Annotated in this window: 1 protein-coding gene; it reads left to right on the top strand. The window is 66.6% G+C overall.

What is annotated here, in order from left to right:
• Nucleotides 1–6 precede the first annotated feature (6 nt).
• Nucleotides 7–20,772, top strand: a complete 20,766-nt coding sequence (locus ABLE38_RS02940; protein ID WP_348972671.1) for a YDG domain-containing protein — start codon at nucleotides 7–9, stop codon at nucleotides 20,770–20,772.
• Nucleotides 20,773–21,100: the final 328 nt, after the last annotated feature.

Genomic DNA, 21,100 nt, shown 5'->3' with positions numbered 1-21,100 from the left:
ATGATCATGTCCGCCCCCCGCCGCCGCAGCCGCCTGTTCACCACCTCGGCCTTTGGTGCGCTCGCGCTCGCCGCATTCTGGGCCGCGCCCGCGCAGGCGCAGCTCGTCCAGGGCGCAACCCCTGCGCAGAGCAACGGCGCGGGGCCGTCGATCGACCAATCGGTGCCCAACACCACGACGGTGACGCTGGGCGGATCGCGCACGGTGATCGACTGGGACAAGTTCGACATCAACAGCGGCGATACCGCGAACTTCGTCTTCGCCAATCGCAGCGACATCGTGCTCAACCGCGTGGGCGGCGCGGGCAGCACGATCAACGGCAACCTCAACGGCACGATCGGCTCGGCGGGCGGCACGACCGGCGGCAATATCTGGATCTACAACGCCAATGGCGTGGTGATCGGCGCCAATGCGCGGGTGAGCACCGGCGGCCTGCTCGTCACCACCGCGGCGCTCGATCGCGCGACCGACAGCAGCGCCGGCGGCTTCCTCGACGGCAGCTCGACCAGCTTCGGCTTCACCGGGGCGGGGACCGGCAACATCACCGTGCAGAACGGCGCGCAGATCGCCAGCCATGGCGGCGCGATCGCGCTGGTGGCGCCGGTGGTCACCACCGAGGCCGGGTCGAGCATCTCGGCGCAGGACGGCGGCAATGTGCTCGTCGGCTCGGCGTCCAAATACCAGATCAGCTTCCGGCCGACTTCGACCGACGACATGGACCTGCTGAGCTTCGAGGTGGCGGACGGCGCCGGCACTTCCGGCACCGATGCGATCAACCTGGCGGGCGACATCAGCGGCAACCGCGTGTTCGTCGCGGCGGTCTCGAAGCCGGGCCTGGTGGCCAGCATCATGAACACCGGCACGATCAGCGCCACCACGGTCGGGACCGACGAGACCGGCGCGATCGTGCTCAGCGCGAACCACGATATCGTGAACGGCGTCGCGGCGGCGGCGCCGCTTGCCAACGTCGGGGCGGGATACGTCACCACCTATGGCGGGTCGGTCGCGGGTCCCAAGGTAGACTTCGTCGCGTCCGAGAACGTGCTGCTGCGCGGCGATGTCGGCGAGACCGGCGCCACCGTCAATCTCCACAGCGACAATACCGATATCAAGCAGTACGCCGGCGTGATCACGGCGGACACGCTGACCGCCAGTGCGCAGACGGGCATCAACTTCAACTCGTTCAGCGCCAACAAGGTCGACAAGCTCGGCGATTTCACCACTGTCACGGGCGACCTCGCCTATATCGGCGACGAGGACGGGGTCATCCTCACCGGCGCGATCAGTGCGCCCGGCAAGGTCACGCTCGGCGCGCGTGGCTTCATGGATACCACCACCGGCTCGATCAGCTCTGGCAGCCTGGAGCTGTCGCTGGGCGGCGGTGGGTCGTTCAAGGTCATTGGCGACGCCAATATCGGCTACGGCCAGTCCCAGGGGGCGGTGACGGTCCACGCGACCGGCGGCATCACGCTGTCGAACGAGTTCGGGATGCTGCTCGGCGACACATTGACGCTGACTGCGGATGCCGGCGCGATCCGTGAGACGGGTGGCTTCATTTCGGGCGGCGGCGCCGTCGTCGCCAATGCCGCCGGCGAGATCGACCTGGGCGGCGCCAACAGCTTCACCAGCCTCACCGCCAATTCCGCCGATGGCGAGCGCGTCACGGTCAACGCGACGGGCAATCTCGATTTCAAGGTGAACACCTTCTCGCTCGCGCGGTTCACCGTCGGGGGCAATGCGACGTCTTCGGGCACGAACGCACTGAACTCCGGCGGGCTGTTCGTGACCGCGGGCGGCGCGATCAACCTCAGCTCCGACGGCGGCTACACCGAGTTCGGGGATCTGAGCGCGGGTGGCAACATCACGCTCGCGATGGACGGCAATCTCGTTCTCGGCGGCGTTATCCATGCGGGCAACGCGCTGTCGCTCACTTCGCGGGGCGGCGCGATCCGGCAGACCAGCGGCACGATCAGCCTGGGCACCAGCTTCACCCTCAACGCCGTCACCGGGATCGACCTGAACCAGACGGGCAACCATCTGGGCGACCAGAGCCTTGTTTCGATGGCCACCGGCGGCACCGGCAGCAATGTGCGGATTCGCGGCGACGCGATGAAACTCTACCTCCACGGTGCGCTCGGCAATGTCAGCCTGTATGGCGAGAGTGGCGATGTCGTCGTGGGCCCCGGCCTCACCGCCAGTTCGCTGACCGCTGAGGCCGCTCGCGACATCCAGATCGGCAGCAATGGCAACACCGTCGCTGTCGATACCTATCATCGGCTGATCGGCACGAACGTCTCTGTCTATAACAACGGCGACTTCACGGTCGACGGGGATGTCGGCCGAGCGGACGTCGGTCGGGTGGAACTGGTCGCGCCGAACGGCACGCTCACCCAGGCCGCCGGCACAATCTTCGGAGCCGACATTTCACTCCGCGCCACCTACGCGATCAAGCAGGACAGCGGCGCGAGTGTTCAGGGAAGCAATAGTGTTTTTGAGGCAATTGCCGGTACCGACCTGCTGTTAACCGGCGCGAACCGGTTCAGCTCTTTTCCCTACTTCAGCTGGGGCACCAACGCCAACGTCACGATACGCTCGGTCGGCGATCTGTACGTCGATACTGGTACTCCCAACACGTGGCTCGTTCCCGTCCACACGCTCAAGCTGATCTCGGACGAGGGTAACGTCGGGGTGTACGGCGGCTTCGTCGCCGACACGCTGAACGTCGAGGCGCATGGCGACATCCTGCTCGACGATGCGACTTACATCGTGAGCAAGGTCGGCAGCGTCACCGGCCTGACGAGCGCGACGGGCAATATCAGCTTCAAAGAAGACGATGGCTTCGATATCGCCGGCGATATCAGCGCGGCGGGCCTGGTCCATCTCGACACCAGCGGTGCGATCACCGCCAGCGCCGGCCATCTTTCCGCCGACACGCTGGAACTGACCTCCGGCAGCTCCGCCACGCTGAACGTGGCCGGCAATCTCAAGCTCGGCGCGGTAGACAGCGGCTCGGTCGGCGGCGGCAACTTCATCCTGAATAGCGACGGCGATATCGAGCTGACCGGTGCCGTCCACAGCGCCAGCGTCCTGAGCCTGACGACGAGCAACGGCGCGGTCACCACCAATGGCGGCACGGTTTCGGCCTTCGAGACCGACGTCAGCGCCTCGGGCGCGATCAGTCTGGTCAGCAACAACTACGCCAATTTCTGGGCGGTCTCGACGGGTGGCGGCGACATCCATCTCGCCGGCGACTTTGATCTCCGGTTCGGGGCCAGCACCACCGGCGCCCTCATTGTCGACGCGCATGGGCAGGCGATCAGCAACAGCGATGTGCGGGTGGGTTCGCTGTCGATCAGCGCGGGCACCGGGATCAGCCTGACCAGCGGCGGCGGCTACACCGTCGATATCGGCAGCTTCAGCGGTCTCGCGACCACCAACGGCTCGATCAGCGTCGACATTGCCGGCGACATCAAGCTCGATGGCGACGTCACCGCGGGCGGCACGGGCCGCACCGTCAGCCTGAACGCGGGCGGGAGCATCCTGCAGAATTCGGGCGCGATCACCGGCGACGCGCTGTCGCTCAGCAGCAGCGGCAATGTCTCGCTGGGCGGCGCCAATAATTTCCAGTCGATCGCGAATCTCAACGTCGGCGGCGACCTGACGCTGCGCAACCTGGGCAGCATCAACCTCGATCCGAGCAACAGCGGCGGTTACTCTTCGGGTGGCCAGCTGAGCCTGACCTCGGACACCGGCGACATCACCGCCGGCAATATCGTCACCGCCTCGAAGCTCACCGCCTCGGCGGTGAACGGCTCTATACTGCTTGGCGGAGGCGGCCATCAGATCGACTCACTGGGCACGCTCACCGCGGGCGGCGATATCGAGATCGGCACCTCGAGCACCGGCTTCAGCCTGACCGGCAACATCACCGCCACGAATCTGACCCTGCTCGCGCAGAATGGCGGGATCATCCAGAACACCGGCACGACGATCACGGCGGACCATCTCACCGCCACCGCCAATGGCGGCATCTCGATCGACCAGTTGAACGCAGTCGGCACAGTGGATGGGCTCAACGCCAACCTGTTCACCACCGGCCACAACATCGCCTTCCGCAATGCCGGCGACATCACGCTGGATGGCCTGATCGACGCCCGGGGCGGCACGCTCAGGCTCACCTCGAACACCGGTGGTATCACCCAGAACAACGGCGCCGGCATCTACGTACTTGCGGACCAGCTCTTCCTGAGCGGCGTCGGCGACGTGCTCCTCAACAGCACCAGCAACAACATCGCGACGCTCATCGGGGCGTCGAGCACCAACGGTGGCATCCTCTATCGCGATGCCAACGGTTTCGACATCGCGGGCAACATCACTGCGACCACAGCCCTCACCGGCGGCGTTTCGCTGCGCACCGCCGGCCCGGGTTCGATCACCCAGAGCGGCGGCATCATCGACGTCGACTATCTCGGCGCGATCACCGTCGGCGGCGGTTCGGTCACGCTCAACCAGGCGAACCGGATCCACAAGCTCATCGCCACCTCGGGCAATGGCACGCTTTCGCTCAACACCACCGCCGATCTCCTGATCGATCAGCCCGTCTATTTCGGCACGGTCTCGCTGAACTCGGGCGGGGCGATCACCGAGAGCACCAACGGCTCCTTCTCGGCGGGCACGGCCAATCTGAGCGCGGTCACCGGCATCAACCTGCCGGGCGGCTCCCCTTCCGGCAACAACAGCATCCAGAATTTCGGCACGATCACCAACACGACCAGCGGCGGCATCAACATCGTCAACTATAGCGGGTTGGGCACCAGCCTCACCGGCTTCATCACTGCCGCGGGCCAGACGGTGTCGATCTCGGATATCGCCGGCGGCATCAACCAGACCGGCGGCGGGATCGCCGCCGATACGCTCAACCTCTCGGCGACCGGTGGGATCAGCGCGACGCGCAACAACGTCGTCGCCAATCTCGGCACGCTGAGCGCGGGTGGCGCGATCGCGTTCACCAATGTCGGCAGCTTCAACATCAGCCAATCGACCGATGCGACCGGCAACAGTCTGACCCTCAGCTCGATCGGCGGCGCGATCACCCAGCGCGCGGGCACGACGCTCACCGCCGATACGATCGCGCTGGCCGCGGACACCACGATCAGCCAGGCCCCCGGCGCCGCACTGCACGCCACCAACCTGTCGCTCGATGTCGACGGCAATGTGACGCTGGGCGAGGCCAACGACTTCACCAACATCATCGGCCTGGCGGTTGGCGGCAACCTGACGCTGCGCAACTATGGCAGTATCGATCTCAGCCCCGGCTTCAGCAGCTTCGGGTACGGCTCGGGCGGCGCGCTCATCCTCATCTCCGATACGGGGAACATCAACAGCACGAACGAGGGGGTCCTTACCTCCCGTCTGACTGCGTACGCGGCGGGTTCCATTAGCCTCGCCGGCACGCTCGCCTCGCTCGGCACCATCACTGCCGGCCAGTCGATCCTGCTGACCACCTACAATGGCAACATGGTGCTGACCGGCAATGTCACCGGCCGGAACATCAGCCTCTACGGCAATACCGGGCTCAGCCAGACCGGCGGCATCATCGATGCCGACCGGCTCAACGTCATCACCAACGGCAATATCTCGCTGACCGGGGCCAACCAGATCGATGTGGTCGGCCGGCTCGACACCGACCAGTATGACAGCGGCACCGGCCACGACATCACGCTGCACAATGTCGGCGCCATCGTGCTCGACTATCAGATCGAGGCGCCGGACGGCACGGTCACCCTGACCTCCGACACAGGCGGGATCAGCCAGACCATCTTCAGCAGCCTCTTCACGGCCGGCACGCTCAATGCCAGCGCGGCTGGCGACATCGTGCTCGACTATGCAGGGAACAATGTCGGTCGCGTGACCGGCCTGCAGAGCTCGAGCGGCAACATCACCTTCAACGAAGCCGATGGCTTCGACATTTATGGCGACATCACCACGCCGGGCAGCGTCTCGCTCAGCTCGGGCGGGGCGATCGAAACCTATACCGGCCATCTCTCCGCCGACACGCTGGCGGTAACCGCTGGCGACGAAGTCTCGCTGAGCGCGATCGGTAACATCAAGCTCGGCGCGGTGGATACCTCGGGCGGCGGCTTGACCTCCGGCGGCAATTTCTACCTGGGCACCGATGGCGACATCGCGCTGACCGGCGCCGTCACCACCGGCAATCATGACCTGATCCTCGAAACCACCGGTGGCGCGATCACGACCAATGGCGGCACGGTCTCGGTCAATTACAATGGCGTGGGCGGCGTGACCTACGCCACGGCCAAGGGCGGGATCGACCTGGTCAGCGCCGGCAATGCGCTCATCTGGGCGACCTCGACCAATGGCGGCGACGTCAACCTGACCGGCGACAACGACGTCTATTTCATGGTGAACACCGGCGGTGATCTCACCGTGAACGCGGGAGGTTCGGCCGGCAACAACAGCGACGTGATCGCGCGTTCGGTTGGGATCACGGCAGGCACCGGAATCAGTCTGTACGACCAGACCGTCACCATCAATGTCGGCAGCTATCGTTACCTCACCGTCGCCGACGGCTTTATCGACGTAGAGAACCAGGGCGACATCAACCTGGACGGCAACGTCACCGCGGCTGGCGGGAACAGCGGCAACTCGATCCGCCTCAATTCGAGCCTGGGCTCGCTCCTGCAGAATAGCGGGACGATCAGCGGCTACGGCGTCGAGCTCGATGCCGCCCAGTCGGTGACGCAGGACGCAAGCGCCACGGTGGTGGCGGGTGATAACGGCCTGAGCCTCCGCGGTACCGATGTGTCGCTGCTCGGCGCGAACGAGATCCCGTCGATCAACACCTACACCGTCACCCACGACCTGACCCTACGCGCGGTCGGCTCAATCAACATGAGCGGGTCCGCCAACCAGGCCGGCAGCAACCATTACACCACGCTGATCTCCGATACCGGCGACATCATCGGCGGTCCGATCAATGCCGCCAGGCTGAGCGCCACTGCCACCAACGGCAAGCTCGTCTTCAATTATGGCAACAATCACATCGGTTCGCTCGGCGACCTGACCGCCAAGAACACCGGCGGCACCGATATCGACATCTTCAGTGACTCGCTGCTCGGCCTGACGGGCGACATCACCGGCGGCGGCGTCAATATCTATGCCACGCAGGGGGTCAACCAGACCGGCGGTGCGATCACCGCGGACCGGCTCTACACCGGTACGAACGGCGACCTGCTGCTCGGCGGCGCGAACAATTTCGGCCAGCTGCTCGATTTCGGCCATGGCAACGGCAAGAACGTCACCATCCGCAACCTCGGCAGCATCACGCTGCCGGGTACGGCGAACAGCGTCGGCACACTCACGCTCACCTCCGACACGGGCAGCATCGGCCAGACGAGCGCGATCACCGTCACCTCGCTCATTGCGCATGCCGCCACCGGCATCAATCTGACCCAGGCCAACAACTTCACGACACTATCCGGACTGACCACCGGCACCGGCGACATCCGGATCGCGGACACCGGCGGCTTCGCCATCGAGGGCGACATCACCGCGCCTGGTACCGTCGCGCTTGCCAGCACCGGCAACATCACCACCGGCACCACCACGGTCGGCTCGGTCACGACGCCGCATGGCAAGGTCGATGCCGACACGCTCACCGTCTCGGCGGTAAATGCTACGGTCTATACCGCCGGCGACATCAAGCTGGGTGCGTCTTCCGTCAGCAGCGGCTTCACCCTGGTCTCGGACGGCAACATCGACCTGACCGCCACCAGCACCTTCAACGCCGCCAGCCTGATCGCCAATGCCGGCTCGATCACCCAGAGCGGCGGCATCGTGACCGGCAACACCGTGGTCATCGGCGCGGCCGGTAGCATCACGCTCGACAAGAACAACAGCCTCAGCAGCTTCGGCGGCACCTCTACCGGCGGCGGGGCGGTCACGTTCAACAATGTCGGCACGTCCACGCTCGACCTGAGCATCAGCACCACGGGCAACGCGGTCGTCACTACGGCGGGCGGCGTGCTCGGAGCCTATATCCGGGCAAGCGATCTGTCGCTCACCGCTGGCGGCGCGATCGACCTCACGTTCAATACGGACGTGAACAGCGTCAGCAAGCTGGTCACCACTTCCGGCAGCGTCCGCTTCACCGACAATAACAGCTTCCAGATCCTCGGTGACGTCACCGCCGGCACGAGCGCGCTGGGCACTGTGGACCTGCGGGCGAATACGGGCTCGATCTCGCAGTTCGACGGCACGATCAAGGGCGACGACGTCCACCTCACCAGCGTGGGCAACCTGAGCCAGGTAGGCACCACCAGCCGGATCGTGGCCAACACCATCGCGCTGAGCGGCTACGCGATCATCTTCAACGGTGCGAACAGCTTCAACAGCACCGGCAGCTCGGTTTCGGTCGCCACGAATGGCGGCCTGATCCTGCGCAACGCCGGATCGATCGACCTCGACGCGCTGGGCGGCTTCACCTCGGGCGGCAACCTCGCGCTGACTTCGGACAACGGCTCGATCACCGCGACGGGCGCCATAGCCGCCACCGCGCTGTCCGCGTTGGCCGAGCATGGCACCATCAGCTTCGGCAATGCTGCCAACAGCTTCACCTATCTCGGCGTCGTCAGCGCCTCGGGCGACGCCACGATCACGACGAGCAGCACGTCGCTCAGCCTGCTCAACAACATCAGCGTCGGCGGCAGGCTGACGCTCGGTGCGCAGGGCGCGATCACCCAGACCAGCGGCACGCTCCAGGCCGCGTCGCTCTATGCTACCGCGGGTGGCGGCGCGGGCGCGATCACGCTGGGCGCGGGCAACGACGTCGATACGCTGGGTGCGCTCACCGCCACCGGCGACGTCAGCTTCCGCGATATCGACGGCTTCGAGATCCAGGGCAATGTGAGCGGTGACCATGTCTCGCTCGCCGCTGGCGGCCAGATCTACGAGAAAAACGGCTCCACGCTCACGGCCAACCACCTCACCGCATCGGCGGTCGATGGCTTGCAGCTCAACCAGGCCGCCAATTCGATCCAGTATATCGACTCGCTGACCCTAAGCGGTGCCAGCGGCGGGTCGCTAGGCATCGCTTCCAGCGGTGGCGACATGCACCTAGCTGGCAACGTCGCGGCCGCTGGCCAGTACGTCACCTTCTACGTCGCGGGCGGCTCGTTCCTCCAGGATAGCGGCACGATCACCGCCGCCAACCTGGGCTTTACCACTTCCGACGGCGGCGTGACGCTGGGTGCCAACAACATTGCGAGCTTGGGCTCGATCAACGTTCGTGACGATTTCACCGCCAACGCCGATCTGTCCAGCGGCGTGCTGGGCCTGAACGGCAACATCGTCGTGGGCGGCACCACCACGATCACCAATTCCGCCGGTATCACCCAAGGCCAGGCCGGCTCGATCAACACCTACAACCTGAACCTGATCACCGCCGGCACGCTCGACATGGGCAATGTCATCAACATGGTCGGGGGCCAGGCCAATATCGAGATGGGCAGCGGCAGCTTCCTGTCGTATCTCGATCTCAACCTGCGGCTCAACGCCACCGGCGCGGCCACGATCACCTCGTACGGCAACATCAATTTCACCGGCGCGGGCTCGTCCTCGGCCGACACCCTGACCCTCTCTGCCGCCAACGGCATCTATTCGGGTGCGGGCGCCGGCGGGCAGATAGCCGTCGAGCATCTCGGCGCTGTCACCAACAGCGGCAGTGGCGGCATCGCACTGAATCTGCTGGGCAATGTGACGCTGGAAGGCGACGTCACCGCGGCCGGACAAACTGTCTTGATCACGGCAGAAGACGGCCTCAGCCAGGCGACCGGCAATGTGATCACCGCGAACCGGCTCAACGTCACGACTACCGGCACCAACGCCTCGGCCATCCTCGATAATGCCAATCTCGTCGGCACCTTCGGTCTGAACGTCACGGGCGACGCGACGTTACGCTCGGCGCTCGTCACCACGATCGCACCGAGCCTGTCGGTCGGCGGTTCGCTGACGGTGAATACGCCCGCCGACATCACGATGAACAACGGCACGGTGGGCGGCACGCTGGCGCTCTATTCGGGCGGCGCGATCTACAGCAACGGCTATCTCAGCGCGAACCGGCTCACCGGCAGCGCTGCGGGCGACTTCTACCTCGACCTCACGAACCTCAACTATCTCGACGCGATCGAGAGCGGCGAGGACATCCAGATCAACGCCTCCAGCGCGAACCTCAACATCGTCGGCGACATCACCGCGGCGGGCGGCATCGAGCTCAGCGGCCACACGCTCAGCCAGAGCGCCGGGACGATCACCGCCGCCACCGGCATCGGCCTGTCCACCGACGGCGCGATCACCCAGACCGGCGGGCGAGTCATTGCCAACTACATCTCGGCGACCGGCGGCGACATCAGCCTGCTCGGCGCGAACCAGGTCGGCGCGACCGGGAACTATCTCAACTCGAGCGGGCTCTCGATCGCGTTCCGCAACCAGGGCGACATCGTCGCCAACAGCGACTTCAGCTTCTATTACGGCGGGGGTTTGCTGACGCTGATCTCCGATACCGGATCGATCACTCAGTCCACTGCGCTGGGTGTCGGCTACGTCAAGCTCCAGGCTGCGACCGGCATCGACTTCAGCAATTCGGGCAACACGATCGGTTCGATCTCCGAGGCGACCAACAGCACCAGCGGCGGCATCGTCCTGGTCAACAGCGGCGATCTGCGCGTGGACGGCGGCATCACCGCGACCGGTCAGGCGGTTTCGCTCACCTCGGTCAACGGCGCCGTCAGCCAGGCTCCTGCCGGCATAATCTCCGCCAACTCGCTTGGCGTCAGTGCCCAGACCGGCGTGCAGCTCCACGCGAACAACAACATCCGCGAGATCACCGGGCTGTCGAACGCAGTCTCCGGCGGCATCTCGTTCAACAATTTCCTGGGCTATGAGCTCACCGGCAATGTCACTGCCGCGGGGCAGCAGGTGACGCTCGACTCGAGCTATGGCGGGCTTACGCAGAGCGGCGGCATCATCACCGCCGGCAACGTCACTTCGTCGGCCGACGGGCTGATCCGGCTCGACATGGCCAACAATGTCGGCAGCACCACGGCCAGTTCCTTCTCCTCGAACAACGGCAACATCTTCTTCCGCTCGGCGAACGCGATCCTGCTCGGCACCGTCAATGCGCCCGGCCTGCTCTCGCTCACCGCGGACACGGGCGACATCACCCAGACGGTCGCCATTTCGGCCGATCGGCTGGCTGCCAGCGCGGTCGGCGGCGACGTCGTGCTCGATCAGCTCAACACGATCGGCACGCTCAACGACGTCGCGGCGCTCGACGGCATCTCGCTGCGCACCAGCACGGGCCTGACGCTCGATGGTGAGATCACCGCGCACGACCTAGTGAAGCTGGTTGCGGGCGGAGACATCACCCAGGTCGGCACCGGGGCGATCCATAGCGACTTCCTGGAGGCGACGAGCGGCGTGGGGGCCGCCAACGGCATCAGCCTGCTAAACCACAACCAGGTCGGCCAGGCGACGCTGAACTCGAACGGCAAGGACCTGCGCTTCCGCAACACCGGCGATTTCGCGCTCGGCAACATCAGCGCCGCCGGCCACATCGTCGAGATGATCTCGGATACCGGCAGCGTCACTCAGCTGGCCGGCACCTCGATCCTCGCCGGTACCTTCTCGGCCACCGGCACCAATGTCGTGCTCGACAACACGGGCAACCAGATCAGCCGCATTGGCCTGATCTCGACCGGCTCGGACCTCAGCCTGCGCAACACCGTGGCGCTGCAGATCGACCAGATCGACGCCGCTGGTCACACCGTCACGATCAACAACGGCGACAACGTCACCGGCGGCAACATCATCGCCGACAAGCTGACCCTGAACCTCACCGGCGGCTATGTCGACCTGAGCACCGCCAATCATGTCGCCTCGCTCGGCGGGTTCAGCGGCTACCAGCTCTCGTTCACCAACGACGAGAGCTTCACCATCTCGGGTGCCATCCAGAACGGGATGTATCAGACCTTCCTGACCAGCCTGAACGGCGCGATCTCGATGGCGGCGGGCGGAGCAGTCAACAGCGGCGGCATCACCGTCCAGGCCGCTACTGGCATCTCGCTCAGCGGCAGCATGGGCTATGTCTACGGCGCGACGACCACCACCGGCGACGTGACGCTCAGTGGCTGGGGGCTCGATATCCAGGGCGACATCAGCGGCGACACCGTCACGCTCAGCGGGACCGTGCCCGGTGGCTTTGTCCGCCAGACTTCCGGTTCGATCACCGCCAACCTGCTCAACGGCGCCAGCTCCGGCGATTTCGACCTGACCGGCGGCACCAACCACATCGCCGCGCTCGGCACGTTCAGCACCAACGGCCACATCAACATCACGAGCCTCGATGCGGTCGACCTGACCGGCAACATCGACACGGGCGACACCCTGACGCTCAACGCGGGCGGCGCGGTCAGCCAGACCGGCGGGCGGATCAAGGGCTATTGGCTCGACATCACCGCCGCGGGCGACATCGACCTGGGCGCCACCAACCTGATCGACGGCGGCGGCAGCATCCGGCTGTTCGGCGACGACGTGACCTTCGTCAATGACGGCAGCTTCGTCATCGACCAGATCAACGCCGGCACCCATGCGATCGACCTGACCTCGCTCAACGGCAATATCTGGCAGTCGAACGTGATGGCCGGCGGCTCGATCACGGCCTCGGCGCACGGCTCGCTCTCGCTCAACCAGGGCAATGCGATCGATACGATCGGCAAGCTCAGCGCCGGCACCGAGCTGACTTATAACAGCTCGATCGCCTATGAACTGACCGACGACATCACTGCCGGCACCACGGTCACGCTGAACGGCAGCTCGGGCATCAACCAGACCGGTGGCGCGATCAGCGGGCAGTCGCTGATCGTGGCGGCGGGCAGCGCAGACCTGCGGCAGGCCAACACCGTCGGCCAGCTCGGCGGGGCCACCACGAGCGGCGACTTCCTCTTCCGCAACGTCGGCGACATCGAGCTCTGGGGCAGCACCAACAGCGTCGTCGGTGGCAAGTTCGGCCTCTATTCGGACACCGGCAGCGTCACCAACCCTGGCGCCCTGTTCACCGCCAACATCATCGACATCACTGCGGCCGGCGGCATCAACCTGAACGGCGGCAGCTTCAACTATATCGACCACCTGACGACCCAGGCCGGCGACATCACGGTCATCACCACGTCGAACATCGTGGCCGGCAACCTGATCTCGGCCCCCGGCACGGTCGATCTCACCGTCGGCCGCATCACCGCGGGGTCGGTCAAGGCCAACCTGCTCAACGTCGATGCCACCGGCGATGATATCGAGCTGACCGGCGACAACGAGATCGGTCGCCTAGGCTATCTCTTCGGCGACAATATCTCGCTCGCCGTCGGGCAGACCGCCATCACCGGCTACATCAACGCGACCAACAGCATCGCCTTTGTCCGCTCGGGGCTGGCGACCGACTTCGCGCTCACCACCGCCGGCGGCGCGCTGCGGGCACAGATGATCAGCGTCAGCAACACCGGCAGCGCCGGCACGGCGACGCTGAGCAACATCACCACCCCGGCGAGCGCGCTCGAGCTCAACTTCAATTTCAACGGCAATGCCAGCGTCACGGCGTCGAGCAGCGCGATCTACCTGAACAACGCGACCGTCGATGGCGACCTTGCGCTTCATGCAAGCGGCACGATCAGCAACTCGGGCGCGCATTCCGCGATCAGTGGAACGATCAGTGCCGAAAGCAACACGGGCGATGTCAGCCTGAATTTCGGTACCGACACTGTCGGTCATTTCGGCGATATCCTGGCGGGCGGCCATGTCGGTCTCGGCGCGGCGTCGGTGGACCTCACCGGCACGGTCCAGTCGGGCGGCGGCGTGTTGTTCCTCACGGCCAACAATGGCGCAGTCACCCAGGCGGGCGGCAGCCTCATTGCCTCGGACCGGATCGAGGGCAGCGCGACCGGCGACTTCCTGCTGACCGGCGCCAACCATATCTCGACCCTGGGCGCGATCACCGCCGCGAACGGTGACATTGCGGTCGCGACCGATCGTTCGTTGACCATCGATGCCGATGTCAGCACCGACCGCAGCCACAGCATCTCGCTGATCAGCACGCTGGCGAGCGGCCCGGCGATCCAGAACAGCGCGGCCGGCGTGCTGCACACCGGCACGCTCAACGTCCAGGCCGTCGGCGACGTCGTTCTTTCCGGTCAGGACATCCTGCGGCTCGGCCTGATCGATCCGACGCTGTTCAGCTTCTCGCAGGCCGCGACCTATGACATCACCACCGACATCGTCGCAGATGCGGTCGTCCTGGCTTCGACCGCAGGCGAGATCACCCAGTCCGGTGGGGTGATCCACGCGGCTTCGGCCACGCTCACCGCGCAGAACGGCATCACGCTGCTCGGCAACAACGCGATCGGCTCGCTCTCGCTGAGCACGCTCGCCGGCGACATCGACGTCAACAATATCGGCGACCTGACCCTCACTTCGCTCGACAGCCCGGGCAATGCGCGGGTCACCGTGACCGGCGGCGGCCTGACAATCGGCGCGCCCACGATCACCGTGGCCGGCGACCTGTCGCTCGCCGCCGACAATAACATCGCGATTGCCTCGGCGATCGACGCCGAAGGCGATGTCTCGGTCACCAGCCAATCCGGCGCGGTGAACCTGTTTACCGTGCGGGCAGGCGACGACATCACCGTCGGCGCCCTGGGTGCCGTGTCGATCACGGGCGCCTCGATCGGATCCAGCGGCAACGACAGCGAAGGCGACGGCCACAACATGGTCTTCGGCGGCGACAGCGTGACGTTCGGTGCGAGCAACGCGGCGGGGATCGTTGCCGCCAATGCGCTGCTGTTCAACGGTGCGACGGGCAGCGTGACGATCAACGCGGGGGCGGGCGGCGCGGCCGTCAACCTCGACAGCATGGACCAGGCAGTCTCGATCAACGCGCTGGGCACGATCCAGGCGCAGGCGAATACCGGCGACCTGCTGCTCGACAGCGTCTCGGGCGGAAGCGTGTCGCTCTCTTCGGTGCTGGGCGCGGTCAATGTAAACAGCGCCCAGGTCTCGGGCGACTATACGCTGTTCAGCCACACCGGCTTCAGCGCCGGCGCGCTCTCGCCCTGCAATTGCGGCATCGCCAACCTGACGATCATCCAGGAAACCGGCGACCTCTTCCTGCCGAGCTCGATGGGGGCGAGCGGCAACATCCTGATCACCGTCGCGGGCGGTGCGCTCGACGCCGATCCCGGCGTCCAGCTCGGCGCGACCGGCAATGTCGAGATACATGCCAGCGACATCGGCATCGGCGGGCTCGGCGGCGCCGATGTCGCGCTGTTCGCCAGCAACGGCACGATCGACGTCCGCGACTTCGTGATCGTGGGCCATGACTATAGGCTGGAGGGCGCCAGCTTCTCTTCCGCTGCGCTCAGCCCGCTCGCATTGCCCGGCACGCAGACCGGCACCTGGACGATCAATGCCGCGGGCGGCCTGTCCCTTGGCGGCCTGAACCTCAGCTATAACGGTGATATCGACCTCACCGCGGCCGGCCTGGTGGACGACGGCAGCGTCACCTCCAATCTCGGCTCGATCAGCATCGATGCGCCGACCATCGACCTGCAGGACCTGCTGGCGGCCGGCAGCGTCAACCTGACCAGCAGCGGCGGCAGCATCTCGCTGTTCAGCGCCACCGGCACTGCCGGCAATGTCACGCTCGATGCGGACACGGTTGCGGTGGGCGGCTTCGTCACTGCCGGGCTCGGAGTTTCGGCCACCGCTCGGAACGGGGACGCGCGCGTCGGCTACGCCACTGCCGGGGCCGATCTGCTTGTCTCGGCGGTGAACGGCGACGCGATCCTGCGTCAGGCGACGCTTACCGGCGCGACGGGCGACCTCACCATCCAGTCCGATACCGGCATCGCAGTGCTCGGCGCGGACGATTATCTCGGCATCGCCAGCGACAATTACCTGGAGCGCGCCGCCGGTTCGACCGGCACCGTCAACGTGCTCGGCGGCACCGGGGCGTCGGTGAACCTCGATCACTCCGCCGCGCTCGGCCAGGTCTCCGGCGATCGCGTCGACATCAACGTGCTGGGCGGCGGCGATCTCACGATCGACGCGCTCCTCGCCACCAACCAGGCCGCATCCGCCTATCTCGAGGGCGGCTCGCTCACCGTGAACCGGGCGACGGGCTATTCGATCGACCTCGTGGCAGCGGACGGCGACCTGACGCTGGGCAGCGGCGGGTTCACCACCGACTATGTCGACTTCTTCGCCGCCGGCACGCTGGACGCCACCGCCGTTCCCAACCTCTATGGCAGCACCCATTTCTATGCCGAGGCCGGCACGATCCGCGCGGCCGGGATCGGCTCGGGCGGCGACCTGGAGCTGTACAGCAACACCGGCGGGATCACGGTGGCGGCGCTGGATGCCGCCGGCGACGCGACCGTCAGCGCCTATGGCGATCTTGCGATCGACCGGATCGCGCTCACCGGTGGCGGCCAGTTCAGCGCGGGCGGCACCGCGACGGTGCGCAGCCTGACCGCGATGGACGGCTTCGCGCTGGTCGCGCTGGGCAATGTCACGCTCGGCGCCGATGCGGGAGCAACTGCGGGCGCGACGCACACGGTCGTGACGGGCGGCACGCTGGCGGGCTGCGGTTGCGGCAGCGGCGGCGGGACGGTCGTCTCGCTGGGCGGCGACGTCACGGTCAATCTGCTCGACATGAGCGGCATCTTCGACACCGTCGCCTCGAACAGCGGCAATGTCGATGTGCGCGTGACCTCTGGCGACCTGGGCATCTACACGCTGGCTGGCCACGATATCGCAGCATCGGCCGGCGGTGTGCTGACGCTGATGGATGCGGAGAGCAGCGGCGGCAGTTTTGCGCTGACCGCGGCGGACTTTGGCAGCCTCACGCTCAGCCCGACCCTGTTCGGCGGCGCCACGCGCATGGGCGATGTCACGATTATCGACACCGCGGGCAACCTCAATTCCTCCGGCTGGCTCGCTTCCTCGGGCGATATCCATGTCGAGGCGCAGGGCGGCGCGATCACCGGCGGCTTGATCCTCGATGCCACCGGCGACGTCACGGCGATCGGCCAGGGCGTCAGCTTGCAGCAGGTGACGGGCCGCGATGTCACGATCGACGCCGGCACGGGCGCGGCCGGGATCTCCAATTCGCTGAGCATTGGCCGCAACTATATCCTCACCGCCGGGGACTTCGCAGGCAATGCGCTGGCGGCGGGGGGCGCGCGGACCGGCTCGGCGACGATCACCGACACGGTGGGCAATTTCGACTTCGGCTCGACTGACCTCGCTTTTGGCGGCGCGATCTCGATCTCCGCCGCGCAGGGCCTGCTCAACATCGGCCATCTGCAGGCGGGCAGTGCGATCAGCCTGAACGCCGCCGGCGACCTGTCGCTGGCCAGCGCAACGCTGACCGGCACCGGCGCCAACACACTCTCGCTCGTCGCGGGCGGAGGCCTGCTGCTCGGCGCGATCGACGATCTCTCGATCGCCAGCACCAATGTCTTCAGCAATGCCGGCACGTCGCTGACGACCGACGTGCATGCGGGCCTGGGGCTGGCGTTCAACCTCTATTCTGCCGATCGTCTCGGCGACATCAACGGCGGCACCGTCGAGATCCGGACGCGCACCGGCGATCTCACCCTGGGCGATATCGCCGCGATCGGCGCAGTCGTGGTCAACGGGCCTTCGGGCACGCTCACCCTGGGTGACGTGACCACCAATGCCGGCCACATCAACATCCTCGGCCAGGGCGACGTCACCACCGGCGATCTCTCGGGCCATTTCGTCATCAATCTCGGCGCGAGTGCCGGCAGCCTGCGCTTCGGCACCATTACCGGTGGCGATGTGGCGCTCACCGCGGCGGGCGGCATCGCCGGCACCAGCGTCTCGGCGAATACGCTCGGCGTGGTGGCGGTGAGCGGCGATGTCGATCTCGGCGCCACCGCCTCGCATGTCGCAAGCCTCGGCACGGTGACCGTCAACAATGGCGACTTCACCTTCTACAACGCGCCTGCGATCGCGCTCGACGGCAATGTCGATGTCGCGAACGGTACGGTGGCGCTCTACTCGGACGCCGGGCTCGCTCAAGGCACCGGCACCAGTATCCGTGCCCAGCGGCTCGAGGGCGGCATCTTCGGTCCCGCCCAGCTGAACGGCAGCAACCGGATTGCCGCGCTCGGCCAGTTCTCGAGCAACGGCTTCTCGCTCGCCAACGACATCGCGCTGGCGGTCGACGGGCAGGTCGATGCCGGCGGCGGCAGCGCGGTGATCGCCTCGCACGGGGGCATGACGCTCACCGCCAATGGCCGGATCGTCTCGAGTGCCGCCGGCGATGCGATCACGCTGGCTTCGGACGGGCTGTTCACCAACCTGCGCGGGGCCGACGCGCTGTCGGCCTCGGCCGGCCGCTGGCTGGTCTACACCCAGGCCGGCGGCAATCCCGGCCATTCCGATCCGAGCAACGATTTCGGCGGGCTGGCGGGCACCAGCTATTATGGCGACGCCTATGATTTCGGCACGCTCGGCTTCGCCGCCGCGCCGAACGCGGGCAACCGCTTCGTCTATGGCTATCGCCCGGTGCTGACGGTGACGCCGTCGAGCCTGCGCCTCGTCTATGACGGCACTGCGCCGACCGTGACTGCGACGGTCGCCGGCCTGGTGCACGGCGACAGCGCGGCCGATGCCTGGTCGGGCGCCGCCGATATCAGCGGCGTCGGCAGCAACGCCGGCACCTATTTCGCCTATGCGTCGCTTGGCTCGCTGGCCTCGGAGATGGGCTACAGCTTCGCCTTCGTCCCTGGCACGGTGATTATCGATCCGCGCGTGATCAGCGTGGTACTGAACGCCAATGACCGCACCTATGATGGCACGACCGGCGCCACCGGCACGCTGACCCTGAACGGTGTGATCGCCGGTGACACGGTGACCGCCAATGCCGCCAGCATGACGTTCGATGACAAGAATGCCGGCACCCGTGCCGTCACCGCGGGCGGCATCACTCTCTCGGGCGCTTCCGCCGGCAATTATATCGTCAGCGCGACCACGACCGACCTGGCCGATATCCTCGCCAAGGCGATCACCGCCACGCTCACCGCAAATGCGCGCACCTATGACGGCACCACCGCCGCGACGGGCACGCTCGCGCTGAACGGGCTGGTCGGCAACGATCAGGTAAGCGCGGGTGCAGGCGCGATCGCGTTCGACAGCAAGAACGCCGGCACCCGCACCGCCACCGCCAGCGGCATCACCCTCTCCGGCACCGATGCGGGCAACTACACGGTCAACGCCAGCGCGACTGCACTTGCGGACATCCTCGCCAAGGCGATCACCGCAACGCTGGCGGCCAGCGATCGCAGCTATGACGGCACCACCGCCGCTACCGGTACGCTGTCGCTCGCGGGGGTAATCGGCAACGATCAGGTCAGCGCCGCGGGCAGCTACGCGTTCGACACCAAGAACGCCGGCACCGGCAAGACCGTCACCGCCAGCGGGATTGCGCTATCGGGCGCCGATGCGGGCAACTACAGCGTCAACGTCAGCACCACGGCGCTGGCGTCGATCCTCGCCAAGGCGATCACCGCGACGCTGGCCGCCAATGGCCGCACCTATGACGGCACCAGCGTCGCCACGGGCACGCTGTCGCTCAATGGGGTGATCTCCGGCGATGCGGTCGGCGCGAGCGCCGCGAGCATCGCCTTCGACGGCAAGAACGCCGGCAGCCACACCGCCACCGCCAGCGGTATCGCGCTGACCGGCGCGGACGCTGCCAACTACACGGTGAACGGCAGCGCGACCGCGCTGGCGACGATCCTCGCCAAGGCCATCAGCGCCACGCTCACCGCCGATGGGCGTGTCTATGACGGTACCGCGGCGGCCACCGGCACGCTCGCGCTGAACGGCGTGCTCTCGGGCGACCAGGTGACCGTGGGCAGCACCGGCATCGCGTTCGACAGCAAGAATGCCGGCAGCCGCACTGCGACCGCCAGCGGCCTGACGCTCGGCGGCGCGGACGCGGCGAACTACACGATCGGCGGCACCGCCACCGGCACCGCGACGATCACCCCGCGCGCGATCACCGCCACGGCCACGGCAGACGGCCGCACCTATGACGGCACCACCGCCGCGACCGGCCGGATCGCGCTTACCGGCGTGATCTCGGGCGACACGGTCAGCGGCGCGGCCACCTATCGCTTTGCCGATGCCAATGCCGGCACCGGCAAGGCGGTGCAGGTGAGCGGGCTGGCGCTGAGCGGGGTCGACGCGGCGAACTACACCGTCAGCCTGTCGGGCGCGGCGGTCACTGCCGACATCGCCCGCCGATCGATCACGGTCACCGCCAAGGACGCGACCAAGATCTTCGGCCAGCCCGATCCGGCGCTCGGCTACAGCGTCACCACGGGTTCGCTGGTGAATGGCGATGCGTTCAGCGGCGCGCTGGCCCGCGACGCTGGCGAGCAGGCGGGCCGGTATGTGATCGGGCTGGGGACGCTCGCGCTCTCCGCCAACTACCTGCTCACCGTGGTGCCCGGCACGCTCGCCATCAGCTTCACCCAGTCGGGCGCGGATGCGAGCGATGCCCTCAAGATGCTGCGGGTCAATGTCGGCATCCGCTTCTCTGTCAACCAGGACCCTTCCCGGAATCTCGAGGGCGATGGCGCGCAGGGCGCGGGCAGCGACGGCGACAAGTAGCAAGAGAGCCCGCGCAGTCCCCCTGCGCGGGCTCTCGGCCCTTTCGGGCGGATACCGCGTGCGGGCGGAGTGGGAGACTAGGCCCCTGCGCCGTGCTGCGGGTATCGGTGAGAGCCCATGCAGTCCCCCTGCACGGGCTCTCCGGCTCCCCCCGAAGGCCGTTGCGGCGGCAAGGTCCGGAAGAGAGGGACCCACTCCTCGGATCGAGACGCGGCCTCCCAAGAAGCCGATCTCCGCGTGCCAAAACACGCCGATTTCGCGGATTTCCCTAGGACAATCGGGCCAATATTCCGTTGAACGTGCGTGCCACCGACTTGGATCGGTGTGC

Source organism: Sphingomonas sp. KR3-1, from assembly GCF_040049295.1.
In the GTDB taxonomy this organism is placed as follows: domain Bacteria; phylum Pseudomonadota; class Alphaproteobacteria; order Sphingomonadales; family Sphingomonadaceae; genus Sphingomonas.
The sequence above is the reverse complement of the archived record's forward strand: the minus strand, read 5'-3'. Positions and strand labels throughout refer to the sequence as shown.

What these genes read in the sequence shown, in the direction of transcription:
- ABLE38_RS02940 (WP_348972671.1), top strand. Translation starts at nt 7, where the DNA reads ATGTCCGCCCCCCGCCGCCGCAGCCGCCTGTTCACCACCTCGGCCTTT.